The organism is Streptomyces mobaraensis NBRC 13819 = DSM 40847, assembly GCF_017916255.1.
Lineage (GTDB): Bacteria > Actinomycetota > Actinomycetes > Streptomycetales > Streptomycetaceae > Streptomyces > Streptomyces mobaraensis.
Genome location: NZ_CP072827.1, coordinates 6,629,495 through 6,652,758 on the forward strand (window position 1 = coordinate 6,629,495; position 23,264 = coordinate 6,652,758).

The following is a 23,264-nucleotide window of genomic DNA, read 5'->3' on the forward strand; positions in this document are numbered from 1 at the left end:
CCGCGCCGGGCCTCAGCCCGCCATCGCGCTGACGCCCCCGTCGACGACGACGTCCGCGCCGTTCACGTACGCCGCCGCGTCCGACGCGAGGAACGCCGCGAGCGCGGCCACCTCCTCGGGCCGGCCCACCCGCCCGGCCGGGATCCGCCGCAGCAGGCCGGGCACCCCGCCGTCCGGGTCGTCGATGTGCGGGGCCGTCGCACGGGTCCGGATCAGCCCGGGGCTGATGGAGTTGACCCGGATCCCGTGCGCCGCGCCCGCCCCGCACAGGTGCCGCGTCAGCGCGAGCACACCCCCCTTCGCCGCGCCGTGCGCCGCCTGCTCGACGAAGAGGGCGCCGCGCGAACCCGAGATCGACGCGATGTTGAGGACGACCCCGCCGCCCCGCGCGACCAGGTGCGGCCAGGCGGCCCGGGTGCACAGGTAGACGAGGTCGAGCTCGTTGCGGAGGGTGTGCTCCCAGTCGTCCGGGCCGAGCCGGTCGAACGGCGCGTTCCGCAGCGACGACGCGTTGTTGCACAGGACGTCGAACGGACCGAAGGCGTCCACGGCGAAGCCGATCCACGCCTCGGCCCCCTCCCGCGTCGACAGGTCGACCGGCGCGAGCGACACCATCTCCCCGCCCGCCTCCCGCACCAGCCGGACCGTCTCGTCCGCCGTCCGGGGATCGCGCCCGCACCCGACGACGCGGGCGCCCTCCCGGGCGAACTCCACGGCCGCCGCCCGGCCGATCCCCGAACTGGTGCCGCTGATCAGAGCGGTCTTGTCGGCAAGCCGGCCCATGGCCGCGTCCTCCGTTCGCCCGACACTCCGGAAGCCGGCGCCACGGACCGCCCGCGGACGCCGTCGAGGAAGGCGGCGGTCCGCTCGGGGGTGGCGATGCTGCGCCACATGGCCGGCGGATCGTCGAAGTTGGCGGCGAAGGCCGCGGCCACCGCCGGATCCGCGGCCGCCGCCCGGAACAGCTCCAGCAGCTGCGGGGTGGGCGGCCGGACGAACGCGGCGGTCCACTGCGCCACGCTCTCCGCGTACGGGCGCATCCGCTCCTCCGCGGCTCGGCAGAACGCCTCGTCGAACGGCGGCCCGGCGGCCACCGCCTCCGCGAACTCCAGGGCGCAGTACGAGGCCAGGTTGGCGCCCTGCGCGGTGACGGGGTCGTTGACGCACCAGGCGTCCCCCAGCGCGAACGCCCAGGTGCCCTCGGCCAGCGCCCGCCACGCCCGGCGCACCACCGGCACCACCCCGCCCTGGACGAGGTCGCCCGGCCCGTTCAGCCGGAACTCCCGCTCGTCGATCCGCTCCCGCAGCCCGGGCACATGGCGGCGCAGCGCGCCGAGCACGGCGGCGTGGAAGCGGTCCGGGTCCCGGTCGTACGGGGTGCGGCAGACGGCTTCGAGCGGGCCGCCGGGGACGGCCTCCAGGCCGAGGACGTCGACCCGGCCGTCCGCGCACACGAACGGCATCCGCAGCACCTCGCCCACACCGGGCACGGCATGGAACTCGATGCTCCGGGGAACGTCCTCCGCGATGCCCCGGTACAGGCCCCCGCACAGCACCCGCTGCGGCGCGTCGAACGGGGAGCACCGGGGGTCCCGGGGGAACAGCTCGCCGGCCGCCCGGCCGCCCGCGACGACGACCAGGTCGTGGTCGTCGGCGAGGCCGCGGACGGTCCGCGCGGTCAGCTCGGTGACGACGTGCCGGCCGCCCCGCGCCACGTACTCCTCGACCAGCGCGGGCAGGTAGAGCCGGAAGTCGACCATGCTGTAGGCGGGGTGCGGGTCGGCGCGGAAGGACAGCGGCTCCGGGCCGTGGACGGTGACCGTCCGGGTCTCGGCCAGGGTGTCCGGCGCCGTCCAGAAGTCGACGCCCAGCAGGGCCTCGCGGCGGCGGGTGCTCCCCGAGCGCGCCACGAAGTTCAGCGCCCGGCCGCGCCGTACGTCCTCCGGCGACCGCGCCCCGAACAGCGTTGCCTCGACGCCCAGTTGACGCAGCCGCAGGGCGAGGTGGAGGCCGGCGACGCCGTCCCCGGCGATGGCGATCCTCATGGGCCCGCCACCCGTCGCACGGCCGGGCCCCGGAGCTTCCCGGTGGCGCCGCGGTCGATGCGGTCCACGATGGTGATCCGCCCGACGGTGACGCCGAGTTCGCGCAGCACCTCCGTGGTCCGCCGGGGGACCAGGCACGGCTCGCCGGGGGCGGCGACGAGCAGTTCGACGTGCTCGCCGCGGAGCGGGTCGGCGACGGGCACACAGGCCAGGTCGGCGCAGTCCAGGACGGCGCGCAGCCGCTCCTCCAGCACACCGAGGTCGATCCGGCGGCCGTTGACCTTGATCAGCCGGGAGCGGCGGCCCCGGAACCGGAAGGCGCGGTCGTCCAGCCGCCGGACGTGGTCGTCGGTGGTCCACCGGGGCAGCGGCCGGCCGTCCGGGCCCAGGGCGAGCCGGGGGCCCGCGACGGTGAGCCGGCCGGCGGGCCCGGGGGCGAAGCGGACGTCGTCCATCAGCGTCCAGGGCTCCGGCGCCCGCGCCCCCGGCGTCCGCAGCGACGGCCCGGTCCGCTGCCGGTGGGCGATGGCGCCGGTCTCCGTCGACCCGAACACCTCGACCAGCCGCACCCGTCCGGGGCCGGTCGCCGCCGCGAACTCCGCGGCCGTCGCCGGGAGCGTGGCGGTGCTGTGCAGGACGGTGACGTGCTCGCGCCGGCCCAGCACCGACGGGTCGCGGAGCAGGACGGGGAAGGCCCACGGGATGGCGACCACCAGCCACCGGCCCGCGTCGAGGGCGGGCGCCGGCAGCCCGTACCGGGGCCAGTAGCAGACCGGGACGCCGAGCGCGGCGGGCAGCAGCACGGTGGCGACCAGGCCGTACAGGTGCGTCGGGGGAGCGAAGGACAGCACCGCCCGGGGGCGGTCGGCGCGGACCAGCCCGGCCAGCAGGTGCGCCTCCGTCCACAGCTGCCACCTGCTGTGCCGCCAGCGGACGGCGGGGCCCGTGCTGCCGGAGGTGCACACCTCGACGAGGTCCGGCACCACCTCCGCCACCAGCCTCGCCGCCGCCTCCGGCCCCAGCCCGTCCCAGCGGACGACCGACGGGCCCGGCGGCCGGTCCGGCGCGGCCAGCACCCCGCCGAGGAACTCGCGCGGCGACGGCTCCGGATACCCCTCCATCACCGCTCCCCACCGGCCGGGCCCACCACCGCGGCCGCGTAGGTGCCGCCCCACGCGGCGGCGGTCACCAGGGCGCGGCGCGGCCCGGCCGCCCGCTCGTCCGAGAGGAACGCGCGGGCGCCGGGCAGCGGATCGGGCGGCTCCGTCGCGTACGGCAGCCGGCCGCCGCCGCAGCCGTCGAGCGCGGCGACGAGGGACAGCAGCGGGCCGGCCGCCTGGCAGTGCCCGACCGCCCCCGCGAGGGCGGTCAGCCGGGTGCCGGCCGGCTTGAGACAGGAGGAGACGGCGGCGAGCTCGGCCTCGTCCAGGGCCGGTACGCCGTGGGCGCACCCGTAGACGTCCACGTCCTCCGTGCCCCGCGCGCGGGCCCGGTGCGGGCCGGGGCCGTGCAGGGCGAGGTCCAGCGCCCGGGACCAGGTCTCGGCGCACAGCGGCGCGCCGGACGCCCGTCCGGGACCCGAGGTCACCGCGTGCCCGAGCAGCGCGCCGAGCGCGTCCGCGCCCCGGGCCCGCGCGTGGCCGGCCGCCTCCAGCACCACGGCCGCCGCCGCCGGCGCGACCGGGCCCGGGGCCGGCGTCCGCGCGTACGGCCGGGACGGGCCGGGGCCGCGCAGCCCGTAGGCGCCGAACGCCCGCGCGAGCGTGCCGGTGACCTCGTCGGCCGCCACGACGACGACGGCGTCGGCCTGGCCCGCGCGGATCAGGTCGGCCGCGTGGCCCAGGGCGACCAGCCCCGAGGCGTCACCGGTGGAGACGGCCGAGAGCGGGCCGCCCAGGCCCAGTTCCAGGGTGGCGTAGCCGGCCGTCACGCTGGTGACGATGTTCGGCGCGTGCACGGCGCTGACGTACTCCGGTCCCTCCCGGCGGACGGTCTCGTTGAGCAGTTCCACGGTCCCGATCGGACCGGCGGCGGTCGCCACGACGACGCCGACCCGCGCGCCGTCCCGCAGCCCCGCCTCGTCCCAGGCCATGCGCGCGGCGGCCACCGTCAGCGCGCCCAGGGCGTCGACCCGCGACCGGTGGCCCGGGGCGAGGTGGCCGGCCAGGTCCTCCGGTACGAGGGGCGTGCCGCCCGGGGCGGGGCGGCGGAGGGCGGTGAGGAATGCGTGCCGCCCGAGCCCCAGCGGGGAGACGACCCCGGCGCCGGTGAACACGAGTTCCGTGCCGGGCGGTCGCGGGTTCTCGCCGCCGTCCCGGGACAGGACCAGCGAGCAGCAGGCGCCGCCGAACGCGATCGAGTTGGACAGGGCGACCCGGACGCCGGCCCGCCGGGCGGTGCGCGGGACGACGTCCCAGGCCGGTGTCGCGTCCGCGTTGGCGGTCGGAGGGAGGAGCCCGTCCCGCAGCGCCAGCGCGGTCAGCACCGCCTCGACGGCGCCGCAGGCCCCCAGCGTGTGCCCGACCTGCGGCTTGGAGCTGCTCATCGGCGGCGGGTGCGGTCCGGTGAACACCGCCCGCATGGCGCTGAGTTCGGCCGTGTCGTTGGCCGGCGTCCCGGTGCCGTGACCGTTGACGTAGCCGACCGCGTCCGGGCCCAGGCCCGCCCGGCCCAGCGCGCCGAGCATCGCGTTCCGCAGCCCGGCGCCGTCCGGCGGCGGCGCGGTGATGTGGTGGGCGTCGCTGGTCAGCCCGTAGCCGCGCAGCCAGGCGAGGACCGGCACCCCGCGCGCCCGGGCCGATCCCTCCGACTCCAGCACCAGGAACGCCACCGCCTCCCCGAGGCTCAGCCCGCCGCTGCGGGCGTAGGGCGCGCAGGGCGCGGAGTCGATCGACTTCCAGCTGGCGAACGTGGCGACGGTGGTGACGTTCAGCGCCTCGTACCCGCCCACCAGCATCACCGTGGCCCGCCCGGCGGCGACGGCGTCGTACGCGTACCCGACGGCGTTGGCGCCGGCGACACACCCGGTGGCGAAGACCGCCTTCGGCCCCCGGGCGCCCACGGCCGCCCCGAGCTCGTCGGCCACGGTGTGCGCCGGGTGCGCGGCGGGGCCGGCGGCCGCCCGGTAGCGCTTCCAGAGCTCCTCGGAGCCGGCGTTGGTCCCGAGGGCGAGACCGATCTCGTACGGGTCGAGGGAGTCGGGGGCGAGCGCGGCGTGCCGCAGGGCGCCGAGGCCGGCCTGGCGGATGAGGAGGGCGGCGTCGGGGGGTCCGGCGGGGGCGGAAGGCTCGGTACGGCCTGTGGTCTCGGGGCTCTCGGCGCCCCCGGGCGGCGTGACGGCGCGGGCGCTCTCAGCGCTTGCCGCGCCCGGGGAGCCTGCCACCCCCTTGGCCCCCGGCCGCGACGACGCCGGGAGCCGGGCCGCCACCACGTCCGCCAGGTCCGAGCACCGCCCCAGAGCCGAGTCGCCGGCGCACACGGCCCGCCAGACCTCCTCCGTCCCGACGCCCAGCCCGGTGGCCAGGTACACCCCGGTGACGGCGACGCGCGGCGGCGCGGCGGGCCGTCGGTCGGGGCTCACGCGGCACCGCCCCCGGCCGCCCGCCGCGCCTCCGCCGGGGCGCGCGCGGCCGCGGGGTTCCCGGCGGGCCCGTCGGCGGGCTCCGTGACGAGGGCCACGATGGCGCGGATGGTCCGCAGCCGGTCCGGTTCGACGGGCCGGGGCGGGAGACCGAGGGCCCGCTCCACCCGTGTGAGGACTTCCAGTTGGGCCAGGCTGTCGTAGATCGCGTCCGGCAGTTCGTCCAGCGGGCGGTCGCGGGGCCACTCGGCCGCCGACGTGCCGAGGACCGCCCCGACGGTCGCGCGGACGACGGACTCGGCGGCGCGCGGTTCACTGACGCGCGGTGCGTCGGCGCGCGGGTCCGTGGCGTGCGGTTCACCGGACATGGGACCTCCCCTGCTGTGCGGGCAGCCCGTCGGCCGCCTCGGCGTCGGGTGCCGCGAGCGGCGCGGTGAGCCGCCCGGACCGGATCAGGCCGACGAGACCGGCCAGGTCGGTGTCGAGCCGCCGGTCCCGGTCGACGAACGGGACCACCGTCCGGACCAGGTCGCGGGCAGCCCGCGTGGCGGGGGCCATCCGGTCGCGGCCCCGCAGGTCCACCGCCTGGCACAGCGCGGCCAGGGCGATCGCGGCGATGTTCTCGACCAGTTCGACGGTCCGCCGGGCGTCGCGGGCGGCGATGGAGGCCATGCTCACCTTGTCCTGGTTGTGGGACTCGGTCGAGCGGGAGAACGCCGTCGCCGGCGCGCTGTTCTTCAACGCCTCGGCGGCCAGGGAGGAGCAGGCGATCTGCGCGGCCTTGAAGCCGTGGTGGATGCCGGCGTCGGCGTCCGTGTCGTCCGTCGGGCGGACCAGGTTCGCGGTCAGGCCCTGGTTGCTCTTCTCGTCGACGACCAGCGCCACCTGCCGGTCCAGCAGGTCACCGAGGCTCGCCACGGCGAGCTTGAGGGCGTCCATCGCCTGCCCGACGTGGCCGCCGTAGAAGTTGCCACCGTGGTGGACCTCCCCGGCCACCGGGTCGAACAGGGGGTTGTCGTTGGTGGAGTTGATCTCGGTGTCGAGCCAGTCGGTGACCCAGTCCAGCGTGTCGTTGAGCACCCCGGTCACATGCGGCGCACAGCGCACGGAGTAGCGGTCCTGCAGCCCGGTGCGCAGCATCTGGTAACCGGCGCCGTCCAGCCGGGGGTTGGCGCCGACCCGCTCCTGATGCTCGACGGTCAGCTTGGAGCCCGCCAGCAGCCGGCGGATCCGCGCCGCGCTGGCCCGCTGCCCCGGATGCGGCTTCTGCGTGTGCAGGAACGGTTCGAACGGGCCGCTGCTGGCCCGGACGGCCTCCGCCGTCAAGGCCGTGCACAGGTCCGCGACGACGGCCAGCTCGCGCGCCGCCCGGACGGCCGCGACCGCGTAACCGCTCATGAACGACGTGCCGTTGATCAGCGCCAGCCCCTCCTTCGGCGCCAGCTCCACCGGCGTGAGACCGGCCCGGCGCAGCGCCGCGGCGGCGGACCGGGGCTCGCCCCGGTGCAGCACCCGGCCGTTGCCGGTCAGCATGTCGGCCAGGTACGCCAGCGGGACGAGGTCGCCGCTCGCGCCCACCGAACCCCGCTCCGGGATCAGCGGCAGGATGTCCTCGCGCAGGCAGTCCGCCAGCAGCTCCACCAGCGCGACCCGCACCCCGGAGTAGCCGCGGGCCAGGCAGTTGGCCCGGATCAGCATGGTCGCCCGGGTCACGTCGGCCGGCGCCGGGTCGCCGCTCCCCGCCAAGTGGCCGGAGATGAGGTTGCGTTGCAGGGTGGCGGCCTTCGCCGGCCCGATGTGCCGCCCGCAGCTGTCGCCGAAGCCGGTGGTCACCCCGTACACGGGCTGCCCGGAGGCGACGAGCTTGTCCTTGACCCGCTGGGCGGCGGCCATCCGCGCCCCGGCGGCCGGGTCGAGCCGGATCTCCCGCCCCTCGGGGCGCCGCGCGAAGTCCGCGACGTCGTCGGAGCGCAGTGCGTCGGATCCCAATACCAGGGCCGCGCCGGTCGTTCCGGCCCGCGGCGGATTCTGTGTAGGTGTCAACGGCATTACGGAGACCCCCTCGATCCTGGTTTCCCTCCGGATGGTAGGCGGATTTCACCGCCGCGGGTGAGGGGCCGGGAGGAAGGAGAACCCGAACGTGGCATCCGTAGGCCAATACGATGACGGATTCCCACCTGAATTGCGGCGTCATTCGACCGGAATACCACGTCGCCCTGGGATAAATGACGCCGGAATTCATGGGATGAACCGCCGATCGCGCATCGGCCGACGCGGCTGCCGGCCACCGCGCGTACCGCCCCGCGGCCCGTATCGCCGAACGACGTGAAGGAGCACCGCAGATGCCACAGGATCTCCCCGCCCCCTCCGGGCTCCTCCGTCCCGCCCGGCGGCACGTCCTCGGTCTCGGCGCCGCCCTGGGCGGGGCCTTCGTCCTCCGCCGGGCCTCGGCCCCCGGGACCGGCCACCACCCGGACCCCCCGGCCGTCCTCACCGTGCGCACCGGCGATACCGTCACCCTCGCCCGCACCACCCGCCTCCGCCGCCTCACCGTCGAGCCCGACGGCGTCCTCACCGCCCCCGAGGGCGAGGACCTGACCCTCACCGTGGACGGGGTCGAGACCGGTACCGTGCCGACCGCCGACGGCCGGCTCCGGATCACCCCGGGGACCTACCGCGGCGACGTGGCCGTCACCGTGACCGAGCGGCACACCGTCCGCCACTACGACCTCGCCTTCCCCTTCCGGCAGGCCCTGTACGTCGGTGCCGACGGCCCGGACCCCGCCCGTTCGGTTCCCGCCGCGCGGCGCGGCGGCCGGACCGGCCGGTCGGCGGCCGAGGGCCTGACCGTCGTCTCCACCGGCGCGGTCTTCAACGGCGTCCACGTCGGCGGCGGTTCGTACCTCCTGCGCGCCCCGCGCGTCGACCTCACCGGCGACGGCCGCTGTGACTTCGTCGGCTACGGCGCCGCCCTCACGGCCACCGGCCCCCGGACCCGCCTGGTGGTGGACGGAGCCCGGATCACCTGCCACGGCGTGATGCGCGCGGCGCTGGTCGCCACCGGCGGTGCCACGGTCGTCGTCCGGAACTCCCTGCTGCGCACGCGCGACGGCACGCTGCCGGACGGCTACCGGCCCACCGTCGACCCCCGCCACATGAGGGCCGCGCCCTGGCTGCTCGGCATCACCGGCAACGCTCGTACCACCAACCTCAGCGGCAGGGGCACCACCGTCGCCTACCTCGCCTCCACCCTCACCTCGGAGGGCTGGGGCGTCCTGTCCTCCGAGGGCGGCAGCGCCGGCGGCAGGATCGCGGCGGTCAACAGCCGGGTGACGACGGCCCGCAGCGGTTACGGCTCCTACGTCTGCGACGGCGTCACCCAGCACCTCCTGGGCTGCGACCTCGACGTCGCCGACTACGCCGCCGTCATCCGCGGCGGTTCCCTGCACTACGGTGACAGCACCCGGGCAGCGGTACGGAGACTCGCCGCCGACTGGCGACTGGGCCTGACGGAGGCGGAACTGGTCGCGCTCACCCCGCGCGCCACCACCATCCGCTCCCGCCGCTTCGGCGTGATGTGGCACGGCCCCGGCCGCCTCCGCGTCGACGGCGGCACCGTGCTCGACACCGTCGGCCCGGTGCTCCTCGGCAAGGGGCAGCCCGCGCGGATCACCGTCGACGGCTCCCGCGGCGCGCGCCTGCGGTCCGCCGACGGCGTCCTGATGCAGCTCATGGACGACGACGACCCGGGCCCGCACAGCGCCGCCGACCCCCCGGAGATCACCGGCCGTGTCTACCGCGACCCGCCCGGCCCACCTGTGCGCGCCGACGGGTTCGACACCACGGCCCCCCACCCCACCGACGTCACGGCCGAGTTCACCGACACCGACCTGACCGGCGACTTCCTCAACGGCACGCGCGGCGGCACCCGCCGGCTGCCCGGTCTCGACCTGCGCCTCACCCTCGTCCGTACCCGCCTCACGGGCGTCGTCTCCGCCACCACCGCCCGGCACCGGATCGCCGCCGTCGACGCCTCCCGCCTCCGGGAGCTGGGTGTCGTCACCAACACGGCATCCCCGGTGGTCAACAACGGAGTGGTCCTCACCCTCGGACCGGGCAGCCGGTGGACCCCCACCGGCACCTGCCACCTGTCGGCCCTCCACCTGGACCCCACCGCCCGGCTGGCCGCTCCGCCCGGCACGAGACTGGAGGTCACCGTCGACGGCCGCGCGGTCGTCCCCGCGCCCGGCGGCGGGTGGACCGGCGCGGTCGCCGTCCGCGTCCGGCCGGCCGGGCCGCGCCCGGCACCGAGGACCGACGGCCCGGGACCGCCGGCCGGCGGCTCACGCCCGGCGCCGCACCCGCAGCGTCCCCCCGGCGCGCCATGACCGCACGACGGCCCCCCGCTCGGTGGCGCGCACCGTGGCCGCCTCGGCGATGTCGAGGCGCAGCAGCTCCGGGCCGGGACCGGGCGGGAGGGTCGCGCGGTCCCGCAGTACCTTCAGGAAGCCGGCCGCGGCGGCCCGATCGGTGACGGCCACCGCCCGCCCGCTGATCTTGGCGTCGTCCGCCGCCATCCTCGCTGTTCCGGCTATTCCGGTCGCGCCGGCCGTCCCGGCCGGGTTGTGCCGGCCGCACCGGCGCTCGCTGGTGGCGCTGTGCAGGGCGCAGCGCGGATCGTGGCGCAGATCGGCGGACTTGACCGAGCCCGGCATGACGAAGAGCCAGAGGTCCGAGGCGTGGAAGACCGGCTCCACGCCGCTGATCCGGGGCGCGCCGTCGCGCCGCAGGGTGGCGAGCAGAGCGTGCCGGTCGGCTTCGAAGGCCGCCCTCACGGACGCCGCGAACGCCGGTTCGGCGGCGGTGAAGGCATCCCACGTGACCATCAGCCCACTCCCCTCACGTGCGGGACGGCCCGGTCCGCGCGGCCCCGCCCGGCGCCGGCACCTCGTCGGCCGGAGCACCGCCGATCCGGTGGAACCGGCCCAGGTAGCTGAGCAGCGGACGCGCCGACGGCTTCACCCTGCACGCGGTCACCCATCCGATCGTGAGCAGGTGGTCGCCGTTCGGCACCTGGCCCTCGGTACGGCACTCGAACACGCAGGCCGCGTCCGCCAGGATCGGATGGCCCCCGTTCGGCGCGGGGTGCCAGCCGATCCCGTGGAACTCGTCGCCCGCGCCGAAGCGTTCGGACGAGGCGAACCAGCGGGCGACCGGCGCCTGGTGCTCCTGGAGCAGGTTGACGACGAACCCGCCCGAGTCGGCGATCGCGCCGGAGAGCCGGCTGCCCCGGCGCAGGCACACGGAGAGCAGCTCGGGGTCCATGGAAACGGAGGTGACCGATCCGGCGGTCATCCCGGCCGGCCCGGCCCGGGTGAGGACCGTCAGCACCGCGACGGCCGTCGGCAGGTGGCGCATCGCCGCCCGGAAGTCCCGCTCCGCCAGTCCGGTACCCGCCGTGTGTTCCATCGGTCCGTCCTCACTCCGGCCCGCGCGGGTGGGATCCCGGGCGGGCGGGTCGACAAGGCGACCAGCACACCTCGACCATACGCCAGGACGTTACGACGATTATCGCCGTCGTGGGGAATCCCTTCCAACGAGGTATAGGGAACCGGAAGTCGGTCGGACGATCCGTTTATGGGCTGTGCGGACCATGGGATTTGGGGTGACTTCACCCGCTCGGAACGGCGGCTCGTTTACGCTGGAAAGCGCGGCGATTTCCCCGCGCCGATGTCCGTTCCGCGCGTTCTTTTCACCTTCCGAGCCGGCTTTCTGTCGGATCGTCGGTCCCTTCGGATGGCCGACCCGCAGGACGACGAAAAGCGTCCGGCCCCTGCTTCCAGCCGGACGTCCGGTCCGCGCACACCCGCCCCCGCCCCCGGGAGGGACCACCGCCATGCCGCCCCCGCACCGCACCGCCCCCGCGCCGCGCCGCCGCTGGTGGATCCTGGGCGTCCTCAGCACGGCCCAGGTGCTGGTGGTGCTCGACGGCACCGTCATGAACATCGCGCTGCCCTCGGCCCAGGCCGACCTCGGCTTCTCCGACGACGGCCGGCAGTGGATCGTCACCGCCTACGCGCTCGCCTTCGGCAGCCTCCTGCTGCTCGGCGGCCGGATCGCCGACCTGTTCGGACGGCGGACCGCCTTCCTCGCCGGGCTGGCCGGATTCGCCGGTACCTCCGCCCTCGCGGGCGTGGCCGACGGCTTCGGCGTCCTCGTCGCGGCCCGCGCCGGGCAGGGCCTCTCCAGCGCCCTGCTGGCCCCCGCCGCCCTCTCGCTCGTCGGCATCACCTTCACCGAGCCGGGGGAGCGCGCGACGGCGTTCGGCGTCTGGGGCGCGGCGGCCGGCGCGGGCGGCGCGGTGGGCATGCCGCTCGGCGGCGTCCTCACGCAGTACCTGGGCTGGCGCTGGGCCATGTACGCCAACACCGTCGTCGCCGGCCTGGCGCTGGCCGCCGGGGCGCTGCTCCTCGCCCGGGACCGGCACCCCCGCGCCTCCCGGCTCGACGTCCCCGGCACCCTGCTCGTCGGAACCGGCCTGTTCTGCCTGGTCTACGGCTTCGCCGCGGCCGGGAGCCACCCGTGGTCCGCCGTCGCCACCTGGGGGTTCCTCGCCGCCGCCGGCGTCCTGCTCACGGCCTTCGCCGGGTGGCAGACTCGGGCGCCGCACCCGCTGCTGCCGCCACGCGTCGTCCTGGACCGCGACCGGGCCGCCTCCCTGATCGCCCTCCTCCAGACCAGCTCGGCGGTCTTCGGCGTCTTCCTCTTCGGCACCTACTACCTCCAGCGCTCCCTGGGGTACGGCCCGGCCGCGACCGGGCTCGCCTACCTCCCGATGATCGCCGCGCTCATCGCGACGTCGCCGCTGGCCACCCGGGTCCTCCTGCCGCGCCTCGGGCCCCGGACGGTGATCGCGGCCGGCGCGGCACTCGCCGCCTCCGGCCTCCTCCTGCTGGGCTCCCTGGGCCTCGACAGCCCGTACCCGTCCGCCGTCCTCCCGGCGCTGGTCCTCACCGGCGCGGGGCTGGGGACGATCATCACGGCCACCACCAGCCTCGCCACCCTCGGGGTGGCGCCGGCCGACTCCGGGGTGGCCTCGGCGACCGTCAACGCCATGCAGTACGTGGGCGGTTCGGTCGGCGTCGCCCTGCTCACCACCGTCTCCACGGCCACCGCCGCCGCCCGCCTCGCCGGGCGCGCCGGCCCGGACGCGGCCGCCCGCGCCCAGGCCGACCTCGCCGGCTACCACGCCGCCTTCCGCTGCCTGGCCGCCGCCTTCGCCGTCTGCCTCCTCGTCGCCGTCCCGCTCTACCGCCGCTCACCGACGGCCCGCCGCACGGACGCGGCGCCGGAACGGGCGGGCTGACCGACGGCGTCGCTCCCGTCGCGGTCGAGGCGGACGTCGGCTTCGGGCACCTCTAGCGCTTCTTTCCGACTGCCGCGGGACGGAGGCTGACGGCGGCAGCCGGCTCGGGCCGGCGGCGGGCGCATGGTGCACCGGGCCCGCCGGTGCGGCCGCCCGTGGTCAGACCGGAACGCGCACCGGCTCGACACCGCCGCGGGCCCGGCCGAACCCGCCGGCCAGGACCGTGCGCCCGCGCCCGCCGCCCCGCCCCGCGGCGCGCGGCCGGAGCCGGAGGATGCGGGAGACGCCGAGCGCCTGGACGGCGAACACCGAGGAGAAGGCGATCCGGTAGTCGTCGCCGGTGGCGTCCAGCAGGACGCCGACGGCCAGCAGCGTCGTGATCGAGGCGATGAACCCGCCCATGTTGACGATGCCCGAGGCGGTGCCCTGCCGCTCCGGCGGGTTCGCGGGGCGGGCGCAGTCGAAACCGATCAGCGAGGCCGGGCCGCAGGCGCCGAGGACCAGGCACAGCGCCGCCAGCAGCCACATCGGCGCGTGCGCCCCCGGCCAGCCGAGCACGGCCGCCATCACCAGGGCGGTCGTGACCACCGTGCCGAGCGCCAGCGCCGTCCGGGCGGCGGGACGGCGGGAGACCACCTGCCCGTACACCGGTCCGACCGCCATGGCGGACACCGCGGACAGGGCGAGCAGCCCGCCGGCCGCCTCGCGGGTCAGGCCCTGCGCCTCGACGAGGAAGGGGAGCCCCCACAGCAGCATGAAGACCGTCGCCGGGAACTGGGCCGTGAAGTGCACCCACATGCCCAGCCGGGTGCCCGGCTCCCGCCAGGCGGCGGCGATCTGCCGCCGGACGTACGCCGCCCCCGCGGCCGGCACGGCCGGCGGCGTGTGGCCCTCCGGGTGGTCCCGGAGGAACAGCAGGGTCAGGACGAGCACCAGGGCACCGGCCGCCGCGCTGCCCGCGAAGGTCGCGGTCCAGCCGAGACCGTGCAGCGCCCGGGGGATCACGAGCGTGGAGACGAGGTTGCCGACCGTCCCGATCAGCGCCGCCACCTGCGAGATCACCGGCGCCCGGTGCGCGGGGAACCAGCGCGACCCCAGCCGCAGCACGCTGATGAACGTCATGGCGTCCCCGCAGCCGAGCAGCGCGCGCGACACCAGCGCGGTGCCGTACGTGGGGCTCAGCGCGAAGCCCAGCTGACCGGCGGTGAACAGCGCGGCGCCGAGGAGGAGGACCCGCTTGGTGCCGAGCCGGTCGATCATCAGCCCGACGGGGATCTGCATCGCCGCGTAGATCAGCAGCTGGAGGATCGAGAACGTCGAGAGGGCGGACGCGTTGATGTGGAAGCGGTCCGCGGCGTCGAGCCCCGCGACGCCGAGGCTGGTCCGGAAGACGATGGCGACGAGGTACACGGACACCCCGACGCCCCACACCAGCATGGCCCGCCGCCCGCCGGGGGGTGCCTCCGGCGCGGGGAGGGAGGTGGACCGGACACGGGCAGGGGCCGGCAGGGCCGGGGCTGAGGCGGGGGGCATCCGTACAGCTTAAGTGCGTCAATAAGAGGAAAAGTCCGTTTTGAGCGGTGAGTTCGCTCACGTGGCGACGCTCGCGTGACGACGGCCACGTGACGACGGCCACGTGACCGCCCGCCCTGTGCCCACGCGTGATGAGTTTGGGCGGATAACGTCAAATAGCGAGAAAAACGTGTGGCGATACCCCCGGGCAGGGCAGACTGTTGCGGGGGCTTGGAGCCGTGGACCTGTCGCCGGGGCTCCGGAGCATGTGGGCCCGCGCGCTGTGGGCGGTGCGCCGGCGAGCAGGGGGATGGATGACGCAGTCGATTTCGCGGTGGCCGCACGCTTCGGCCAAGCGCGCCACGGATGAACACGCTTCGGATGAGCACGCCTCGGCCCGGGGCCCGGCGGGCCGCCGCGGCCGTACGGTGGTGGTGGTCGGCGCCGGCCCGTACGGCCTGTCGGTCGCGGCGCACCTGCGCGAACGCGGCATCCCTGTACGGGTGTTCGGCGAAGTGATGGGCAGCTGGCGGCACGCGATGGCGACCGGCATGTACCTGAAGTCCACGCCCGCGGCGACCGACCTGTCGACGCCCCGGGCGGACGGCCGGCTCGCCGACTTCCGGCGCGAGCGCGCGGAACCGGAGCTGACCGAACTCACCCCCATCCCCTGCGAGGTCTTCGTCGCCTACGGGATGTGGTTCGCCGCGCGGTTCGTCGACGGCGTCGACCCGCGGCGGGTGACGTCCGTCGAGCGCGACCCGGGCGGCTTCACCGTCCGGCTCGACGACGGGGAGCCGGTACCGGCCTCGGCGGTGGTCGTCGCCACCGGCCTGGGCGCCCTGGCCCATGTCCCGGGCGAACTCGGCGGGTTGGCGCCCCAAGGCCCCGGCCCCGACACGCTGCTCTCCCACACCAGCCACCACACCGACCTCTCCCGGTACGCCGGAATGCGGGTCGCCGTGGTCGGCGGCGGGCAGTCGGCCCTGGAGAGCGCCGCGCTGCTGCACGAAGCCGGCGCCCGGCCGTCCGTCCTGGTCCGCGCCCCCCGGGTGCGGTGGGGCGACACCCCGGTCCTGGAACGGCCGCTCCTCGACCGCCTCGCCCGGCCCGCCTCGCCGCTCGGCACCGGCTGGATCCTGGCCGGACTGTGCGCCGCGCCCCAGGCGGTCAGCCGACTCCCGTCCCCCGCGCGGCTGTTGATCCACCGCCGCGCCCTGGGCCCCTCGGGCGGCTGGTGGCTGCGCGACCGCGTCGAGGGCGTCGTCCCCGTCCACACCGGCTGCCGCGTCGAGCGCGCCGACCCCGCGGGGGAGCGGGCCCGCCTCACGCTGACCGGCCCGGGAGACGTACCCCGCGAGCTCGTCGCCGACCATGTGCTGGCCGCCACCGGCTACCGCGTCGACCTCGACGTCCTGCCCTTTCTGCCGCCGCCCCTGCGCGGGACGGTGGTCCGCGTTCCGGGCTCCGGGGCTCCGCGTCTGACCGGCGCCTTCGAATCCTCCGTCCCCGGCCTGTACTTCACCGGCATCCTGGCCGCGCCCATGTTCGGGCCGATGCTCCGCTTCGTCGCCGGTACCGAGTTCGCCGCCCGGCGCATCACCCGCCACCTCGCGAGGCACGCACCGCGCCCCTGACCGCGGGCCCGCTCACACCACGCGCGTGAGCGGGCCGTCAGTCCACCGGGTCCGGCGACCGCAGCCGGACGCCGACGACGCACGTGTCGTCGTCCGTGTCCGAACCGCTGTGGGTCAGCAGCCGGTCCAGCCGCTGCTCCAGCGTGGCGCCGCCCCGGGCCGCGGTCGCCACCAGCTGCTCCAGGCTGTCCTCAAGGGAGCGGTCCTTCCGCTCGATCAGCCCGTCCGTGTACAGCAGCAGCACATCGTCCTGTTCGAGCTGGATCTCGCCCTCCTCGTACTCCGTCTCCCCGATGGCGCCCAGCAGCAGCCCCCGCACCAGCGGGACCGTCGACGCCCGCCCGCCGCGGATCAGCACCGGCGGCAGGTGGCCCGCGCGGGCCCACCGCAGCACCCGGGTCTCCGTGTCGTACAGCGCGCAGATCGCGGTGGCGGTCACCTGGTCGGTGAGGTGGTGGGCGACGAGGTTGAGCCAGCCCAGCAGCTGGGCCGGACCGGCGCCGGTGGTCGCCAGGCCGCGCAGCGCGTTGCGCAGCGCCACCATGCCCGTGGCCGCCTCGATGCCGTGCCCGGCCACGTCCCCCACCGACAGCAGCACCCGCTTCGACGGCAGCACGATCGCGTCGTACCAGTCGCCGCCGACGAGGCTGTCGTCCTCGGCCGGGCGGTAGCGCACCGCGATGTCCAGGTCCGGGGCGTCGATCGGGCCGTGCGCGGGCGGCATGATGGCCTGCTGGAGCTGCCGGGCCAGCCGGTTGCGCTCCGCCGTCCGCTGCTCGCTGTACGCGAGCTGGTCGCGGGTGGCCGCCAGCGCCACCTCCGTCCAGTGCTGCGCCGAGATGTCCTGGAACGCGCCGCGCACCGCCACCAGCCGGCCGTCGGCGTCGAGCACCGGCTCGGCGACGACGCGGATATGCCGTGTGATGCCGTCCGGCCGCTGGAGCCGGAAGGCCGTCGACGCGGGCCTGCGGTGGTGCAGGACGGTCCGCAGGAACCGGCCGATGGCCGCCGTGTCGTCGGGATGGGCGAGAGCGGCGAGCTGCTCCAGCGGGACCGCGGGCGCGGTCGCGGGCAGCCCGTGCAGCGAGAACAGCTGCTCGCTCCAGATGATCCGCCCGGTGGTGAGGTCCTCCTCGAACCCGCCGATGCGGCCCAGCCGCTGGGCGTGCCGCAGCAGATGGGCGAGGCGGGCCGTCTCCCCCGCGAGCCGCCAGATCAGCAGCACCTCCCGGCCGTGCCGGCTGATGCTGACGTCCGCCGTGGTGGGCACCCGCACCTGCCCGACGATCGCCGTGAACGGCATGCCCTCCGCCCGGAACGGCTCGCCCGTGGCGTGGACGTGCTCCACCTTGGCGAACAGCCCGTTCTCCTCCGCCGCCAGCGGATACGCCTCCAGCAGCAGGGCCCCGGCGACCGCTCCGCGCGGCCGGCCGCCCGGGTCGGTGAACCGCGGATTGGCGTGCCGGATCCGGAAGTCGACCAGGCGGCCCCGCGCGTCCGACTCGCCGCACAGCACCAGCGCCGGGTCGTACAGGCTGTCGGCCAGCTCGACGAGCTCCGGGCCGGGGGCGGCCGGCACCGGCTCCGGACGGGCGGCGGGCAGTGTCTCCAGGGTGTGCGCGACGAGCTCGGCGAGCGCGTCGAACTGCCGCCGCACGGCGGGCAGGCGCTGCGCCGGGGCGCCCGGCCAGCAGATCTCCAGCACGCCGAGGATCCGCCCCTGCGTCTCTACCGGCACCGCGACCCGGCCGCCCGCCGGCAGCAGCCGGTGGGCCACCGAGGGCAGCCCGGTGGCGGACAGGTCGTCGAACCACAGCTGGTCGCGGGCGGCCAGCGCCCGGCGGGCGGGCGTGGCCACCCCCGGCGGTACGTAGTGCCAGCGCACCGCCTCGTCCGCCGGGATGCCCGCGTACCCCGCCAGGCGCAGCGAACCGCCGGAGCCGGACGCCCAGATGGCGACGGCGGTGGCGCCGAGCGGCGACAGGGCGTGCTCCAGCAGCGCGCGGGCGACGGCTTGCGTGTCGTCGGCGGCGAGCGCGCCGCTCTCCGCCGTCCGCAGCCGCACCGCGACGGACGCCTCGTCGCCCGCAGGCTCCTTCGCCCCGTCGCCCACCCGGGCGAGGAAGTCCCGCGCCGCGTCGGAGAGCCGGTCCCGCGCCGCCTGGTTGACGATGTCGGCCGCGAGCTCCAGCGGGGGCACGCCGGCGGCCTCGGCCAGCTCGTCCAGCTGCCGGGCGGCCTGCACCGGGCTCAGCCGCAGCCGCTCCACGAGCACGCCCTTGGCCATCTCCAGCAGCGCCCGCCCGTCCGCGGCGGCGTGCGCGCGCAGCACCTCCTCGCGCAGCCGCGCCACGGTGGCGGCGAGCCGCCCGAGCCCGGAGGCGGGCGGACCGCCGTTCTCGGCGGACTCGCCCGGATCCCCGGCTCCGCCCACGGGCGCGCCGGTCCCGGCACCGGCCGAGCCGTCGACACCGGCCGGAGAACTGTCCGCACCGAACCGCGCCACCGGCACCGCCCCGGCCGGAACGCCACCACGGCCTGACGCCGGACCACCGCCCGACGAGGCGGCGCTCACGGGACCACCGCCCACCCGGCCACTGTCCGACGAGGCGGTGCCCGCAGAGCCGCCGTCCGGTGAGCCGCCGCTCATGGAACCACCGCCCACCCGGCCGCCGTCCGGGCAACCGCCGCCCGCCGGTTCGGTGCCCAAGGCGCCGCCGGGGAAACCCTCACTCACGGAGGCGTCCCGCCGTTCCTCTTCCACTTACGACGCTCCTCGGTGACGGCACGGACGGTGGGCGGCGGGCGTCGGGCCGGTGGTCACGGTGTCAGCCTGCGGCGGATGCGGTCGATCAGATCGTCGGCGTCGACCGGCTTGGTGACGTAGTCGCTCGCCCCCGACGCCATGGTCTTCTCCTCGTCGCCCGGCATCGCCTTCGCCGTCACCGCGATGATCGGCAGGTCCGCGTACCGGGGCATGTCCCGGATGGCGGCCGTGGCCGTGTACCCGTCCATCTCCGGCATCATCACGTCCATCAGCACGATGTCGACCTCGGGGTGCCCGGTCAGCGTCTCGATCCCGGCCCGCCCGTTCTCGGCGTGCAGCACGGTCATCCCCTGGAGTTCGAGCATGCCGGTGAGCGCGTACAGGTTGCGCGCGTCGTCGTCGACGACCAGGGCCGTCCGCCCGGCGAGCACCGGATCCCGCCCCGGCCCGGCGGCCGGGTGTGCCTCCCGGGCCGCGGGCAGCCGCGGCGGGACGTCGCCGGGCCGCTCGGCCGACAGGTGCAGCGCGATCCGCTGCCGCAGCTCGTCGAGGCTGGACAGCAGGTCCAGCGGCCGGCCGGCGAACCGCTCGCGGATCTCCCGCTCGCGCGCGCCGCCGACGCCGCGGCTGTTGTGCGCCAGGACGGGCATGGTGCGCAGCGCCGGATCGGCGCCCATCGCCTCGACGAACCGCAGCACTTCCTCGTCGGGCATGTCGAGGTCGAGGACGACGCAGTGGCAGACCTCGGTGGCGAGCACGGTCGCCGCCTCCTGGGCGCCGACCGCGCTGATGATGTCGACCGGGTCCGGTACCGCCGCGCCGGGGGCGGGCGCGAGGCCGGCGCGGGCGCTCTCGGCGACCATCGACAGCAGCCCGCGCGGCTGCTGCTCGATGACGAGCAGGCGCCGCTGCCGCGGTACGGCGGGGGCGGACCGCCGCTCGTCCTCGAGGTCCGCCGCCGCGGGCGGGAGCGGCTCGCCCTCGGGGGAGGGCGGCGCCTGCTCGTGGAAGTCCGGCCGGGCCACCGGGAGGTACAGCGTGAACGTGCTGCCCTCGCCCGGCGTGCTGCGGGCGGTGATCGAGCCGCCGAGCAGGTACGCGATCTCCCGGCTGATCGACAGGCCGAGCCCGGTCCCGCCGTACTTGCGGCTGGTGGTGCCGTCCGCCTGCTGGAACGCGCCGAAGATGGCTTCGAGCTGGTGCTCGGCGATGCCGATGCCGGTGTCCCGCACCCGGAAGGCGAGCGCCGCGCCGTGCCGCCGTACGGCGGGCGGCAGATCCGCGCCGGTGACGGGCTCGATGCTCAGCTCCACGCGCCCGGTCTCGGTGAACTTCACCGCGTTGGACAGCAGGTTGCGCAGCACCTGGCGGAGGCGCGAGTCGTCGGTCAGCAGGGCGACGGGCACGCCCGGCCCGGTCACCACGTCGAAGCCGAGCCCCTTCTGGCCGGTCATCGGCCGGAAGGTGGACTCCACATAGGCGAGCAGCCGGTCCAGCGGCACCCACTCGGGGGAGATGTCCATCTTCCCCGCCTCGACCTTCGACAGGTCGAGGATGTCGTTGATGAGCTGGAGCAGGTCGGAACCGGCCGAGTGGATGATCTCCGCGTACTCGACCTGCTTGCCCGTGAGGTTGCCGCTCGGGTTCTGCGCCAGCAACTGCGCCAGGATGAGCAGGCTGTTGAGCGGGGTGCGCAGCTCGTGGCTCATGTTGGCCAGGAACTCCGACTTGTACTTGGAGGCGAGCGCCAGCTCCTGCGCCCGGGTCTCCAGCTCCTGGCGGGCCTGCTCGATCTCCAGGTTCTTCGTCTCGATGTCGTGGTTCTGCCGGGCGAGCAGCGCCGCCTTCTCCTCCAGCTCGGCGTTGGAGCGCCGCAACTCCTCCTGGCCCACCTGGAGTTCCTCGGAGCGGGCCTGCAGCTCCGCCGTCAGCCGCTGCGACTCGTCCAGCAGCTCATCCGTGCGGGCGTTGGCGATGATGGTGTTGACGTTGACGCCGATGGTCTCCCGCAGCTGCTCCAGGAAGTCCCGCCGCACGGGCGTGAAGCGGTGGACGGAGGCCAGCTCGATCACGCCGAGCACCTGGTCCTCGACCACGATCGGCAGCACCACCAGGTGCGACGGCTCGACGAACCCGAACCCGGCGGGCACGGTGACCGCCCCGGCGGGCAGGTCGTCCACCGCGACCGTCCGGCGCCCGGCGGCCGCCTGCCCGACGAGCGACTGCCCGAAGCGGAACCGCGGCCCGTCACCGCCCTCGGGGCGCCCGTACGAGCCGATCATGCGCAGCGACGGGCCGTCGTCCGCCTCCTCGGCGAGGTAGAAGCCGCCGTACTGGGCGCCGACGAGCGGGGTCAGCTCCTCCATGATCAGCCGGGCGACGAGGGTGAGGTCGCGGTGGCCCTGCATCATCCCGGAGACGCGGGCCAGGTTGGACTTCAGCCAGTCCTGCTCCTGGTTGGCGCGGGTGGTCTCGCGCAGGGAGCGGACCATCGCGTTGATGTTGTCCTTGAGGTCGGCGACCTCGCCGGACGCCTCGACGGTGATGGACCGCGTCAGGTCGCCCTCGGCGACGGCGCTGGTGACCTCGGCGATGGCCCGCACCTGGCGGGTGAGGTTCCCGGCCAGTCCGTTGACGTTCTCGGTGAGCCGCTTCCAGGTGCCCGAGACGCCCTCGACCTCGGCCTGGCCGCCCAGCCGGCCCTCGCTGCCGACCTCGCGGGCCACCCGGGTGACCTCGGCGGCGAACGAGGAGAGCTGGTCGACCATGGTGTTGATGGTGGTCTTCAGTTCGAGGATCTCGCCGCGGGCGTCCACGTCGATCTTGCGGGTCAGGTCGCCGTTGGCGACGGCCGTGGTGACCTGCGCGATGTTGCGGACCTGCCCGGTGAGGTTGTTCGCCATCGAGTTGACGTTGTCGGTCAGGTCCTTCCAGGTGCCCGCGACGTTGGGCACCCGCGCCTGCCCGCCGAGCATCCCCTCGGTGCCGACCTCGCGGGCCACCCGGGTCACCTCGTCGGCGAAGGCGGACAGCGTGTCGACCATCCGGTTGATCACGTCGGCGAGCGCGGCGACCTCGCCCTTCGCCTCCACCGTGATCTTCTGCGACAGGTCGCCGCGCGCCACCGCCGCCGCCACCTGCGCGATCGAGCGGACCTGCCCGGTGAGGTTGGACGCCATCACGTTGACGTTGTCGGTGAGGTCCTTCCACGTGCCCGAGACCCCGCGCACGGTCGCCTGGCCGCCGAGGTTCCCCTCGGTGCCGACCTCGCGGGCCACCCGGGTGACCTCGTCGGCGAACGAGGAGAGCTGGTCGACCATCGTGTTGATGGTCTCCTTCAGCTCCTGGATCTCGCCGCGCGCCCCCACGTTGATCTTCTGGGAGAGGTCGCCCTTGGCCACCGCCGTGGTGACCTGGGCGATCGACCGCACCTGGGCGGTGAGGTTGTCGGCCATCACGTTGACCGACTCGGTGAGGTTCTTCCAGGTCCCCGAGATGCCCTTGACGTCGGCCTGGCCGCCGAGCCGTCCCTCGGTGCCCACCTCGCGGGCGACCCGGGTGACTTCGTCGGCGAAGGCGGAGAGCTGGTCGACCATGGCGTTGACGGTGTTCTTGAGGGCGAGGATCTCGCCGCGGGCGTCGACCGTGATCTTCTGCGACAGATCGCCCTTGGCCACGGCCGTCGTGACCTGAGCGATGTTGCGGACCTGGGCGGTGAGGTTGCCGGCCATGAAGTTGACCGAATCGGTCAGATCCCGCCACACCCCGCCCACGCCGGGCACCTGCGCCTGCCCGCCGAGCCGTCCCTCGCTGCCCACCTCGCGGGCCACGCGGGTGACTTCGTCGGCGAAGGCGGAGAGCTGGTCGACCATCGTGTTGACGGTGTTCTTCAGCTCCAGGATCTCGCCCTGCGCCGCCACGTCGATCTTCTGCGACAGATCGCCCTTGGCCACGGCGGTGGCCACCTGCGCGATGTCGCGGACCTGCGTGGTGAGGTTGCCCGCCATCGCGTTCACCGAGTCGGTGAGGTCCTTCCAGGTGCCGGAGACCCCCGGCACCCGCGCCTGCCCGCCGAGCCTGCCCTCGCCGCCCACCTCGCGGGCGACCCGGGTCACCTCGGAGGTGAACAGGGACAGCTGGTCCGTCATGCCGTTGAAGACGGTCGCTATTTCGCCGAGCAGCCCGTCGGCGTCCTCCGGCAGCCGGATGCCGAAGTCGCCGTCGCGCACGGCCGTCAGCCCGGCCAGCAACCGTCGCAGCTCCGCCTCGCCGACGTCGGGAGCGTTGCCGCCGCCCCGCCTGCGGCCCGGTACCGCGCCGGCCGTGGACTCGCCCATCTCGCCTCTCCCACCCGCCG

14 protein-coding genes are annotated in these 23,264 nt (G+C 75.6%); 3 read left to right on the forward strand and 11 right to left on the reverse strand.

The genetic code is table 11. The features are described from left to right. Positions 1 to 12: 12 nt before the first annotated feature. Genes J7W19_RS28560 through J7W19_RS28585 form a run of 6 tightly spaced genes read right to left on the reverse strand, consistent with a single transcriptional unit; the run spans position 13 to position 7,674 of the window. On the reverse strand, positions 13 to 783 hold the full coding sequence (locus J7W19_RS28560) for an SDR family NAD(P)-dependent oxidoreductase (RefSeq protein ID WP_004940788.1): 771 nt from the start codon (positions 781 to 783) through the stop codon (positions 13 to 15). Beyond that, positions 753 to 2,045: a styrene monooxygenase/indole monooxygenase family protein gene (locus tag J7W19_RS28565; RefSeq protein WP_004940789.1), complete on the reverse strand. Its 1,293-nt coding sequence runs from the start codon at positions 2,043 to 2,045 to the stop codon at positions 753 to 755. Before J7W19_RS28565 ends, J7W19_RS28560 begins: the two co-directional genes overlap by 31 nt. Continuing rightward, a complete protein-coding gene (locus J7W19_RS28570; RefSeq protein WP_004940790.1) occupies positions 2,042 to 3,166 on the reverse strand; it encodes an AMP-binding protein in 1,125 nt (374 codons plus the stop codon). The genes J7W19_RS28565 and J7W19_RS28570 overlap by 4 nt, the downstream gene beginning before the upstream one ends. Further along, on the reverse strand, positions 3,166 to 5,625 hold the full coding sequence (locus J7W19_RS28575) for a beta-ketoacyl synthase N-terminal-like domain-containing protein (protein ID WP_004940791.1): 2,460 nt from the start codon (positions 5,623 to 5,625) through the stop codon (positions 3,166 to 3,168). Before J7W19_RS28575 ends, J7W19_RS28570 begins: the two co-directional genes overlap by 1 nt. Continuing rightward, positions 5,622 to 5,993: an acyl carrier protein gene (locus tag J7W19_RS28580; protein ID WP_004940792.1), complete on the reverse strand. Its 372-nt coding sequence runs from the start codon at positions 5,991 to 5,993 to the stop codon at positions 5,622 to 5,624. Before J7W19_RS28580 ends, J7W19_RS28575 begins: the two co-directional genes overlap by 4 nt. Further along, on the reverse strand, positions 5,983 to 7,674 hold the full coding sequence (locus J7W19_RS28585; RefSeq protein WP_051072504.1) for an aromatic amino acid ammonia-lyase: 1,692 nt from the start codon (positions 7,672 to 7,674) through the stop codon (positions 5,983 to 5,985). The genes J7W19_RS28580 and J7W19_RS28585 overlap by 11 nt, the downstream gene beginning before the upstream one ends. A gap of 293 nt (positions 7,675 to 7,967) precedes the next feature. Between J7W19_RS28585 and J7W19_RS28590 the strand changes: the two genes are divergently transcribed. Then, positions 7,968 to 10,013 (forward strand): hypothetical protein, encoded by a 2,046-nt coding sequence (locus J7W19_RS28590; RefSeq protein ID WP_004940796.1) that lies wholly within the window; start codon positions 7,968 to 7,970, stop codon positions 10,011 to 10,013. On the opposite strand, the gene J7W19_RS28595 is transcribed toward J7W19_RS28590, so the two are convergent. Together J7W19_RS28595 and J7W19_RS28600 are read right to left on the reverse strand one after the other, a co-directional pair. Beyond that, positions 9,969 to 10,511 carry a pyridoxamine 5'-phosphate oxidase family protein gene (locus tag J7W19_RS28595; protein ID WP_004940797.1) on the reverse strand — a complete coding sequence of 181 codons (543 nt, stop codon included), beginning with the start codon at positions 10,509 to 10,511 and terminating at the stop codon, positions 9,969 to 9,971. The two genes, J7W19_RS28590 and J7W19_RS28595, sit on opposite strands and share 45 nt — an antisense overlap. 13 nt (positions 10,512 to 10,524) lie before the next feature. Continuing rightward, entirely contained in the window at positions 10,525 to 11,094 is a 570-nt protein-coding gene (locus tag J7W19_RS28600) for a flavin reductase family protein (protein WP_004940798.1), read from the reverse strand. A 427-nt stretch (positions 11,095 to 11,521) separates the two neighbouring features. Between J7W19_RS28600 and J7W19_RS28605 the strand changes: the two genes are divergently transcribed. Then, positions 11,522 to 12,991, forward strand: a complete 1,470-nt coding sequence (locus tag J7W19_RS28605) for an MFS transporter (protein ID WP_004940799.1) — start codon at positions 11,522 to 11,524, stop codon at positions 12,989 to 12,991. Positions 12,992 to 13,150: 159 nt separating this feature from the next. Here the strand turns inward: J7W19_RS28605 and J7W19_RS28610 are convergent, their stop codons facing one another. Continuing rightward, positions 13,151 to 14,428 (reverse strand): MFS transporter, encoded by a 1,278-nt coding sequence (locus J7W19_RS28610; RefSeq protein WP_004940800.1) that lies wholly within the window; start codon positions 14,426 to 14,428, stop codon positions 13,151 to 13,153. Between the two features lie 389 nt (positions 14,429 to 14,817). Between J7W19_RS28610 and J7W19_RS28615 the strand changes: the two genes are divergently transcribed. After that, positions 14,818 to 16,140 carry an FAD-dependent oxidoreductase gene (locus J7W19_RS28615; RefSeq protein WP_004940801.1) on the forward strand — a complete coding sequence of 441 codons (1,323 nt, stop codon included), beginning with the start codon at positions 14,818 to 14,820 and terminating at the stop codon, positions 16,138 to 16,140. Between the two features lie 37 nt (positions 16,141 to 16,177). On the opposite strand, the gene J7W19_RS28620 is transcribed toward J7W19_RS28615, so the two are convergent. Next, a complete protein-coding gene (locus J7W19_RS28620; RefSeq protein ID WP_411848847.1) occupies positions 16,178 to 18,715 on the reverse strand; it encodes a SpoIIE family protein phosphatase in 2,538 nt (845 codons plus the stop codon). Positions 18,716 to 18,960: 245 nt separating this feature from the next. Further along, positions 18,961 to 23,244, reverse strand: coding sequence for a HAMP domain-containing protein (locus J7W19_RS28625; protein ID WP_004940803.1), 4,284 nt, complete (start codon positions 23,242 to 23,244; stop codon positions 18,961 to 18,963). Positions 23,245 to 23,264 lie beyond the last annotated feature (20 nt).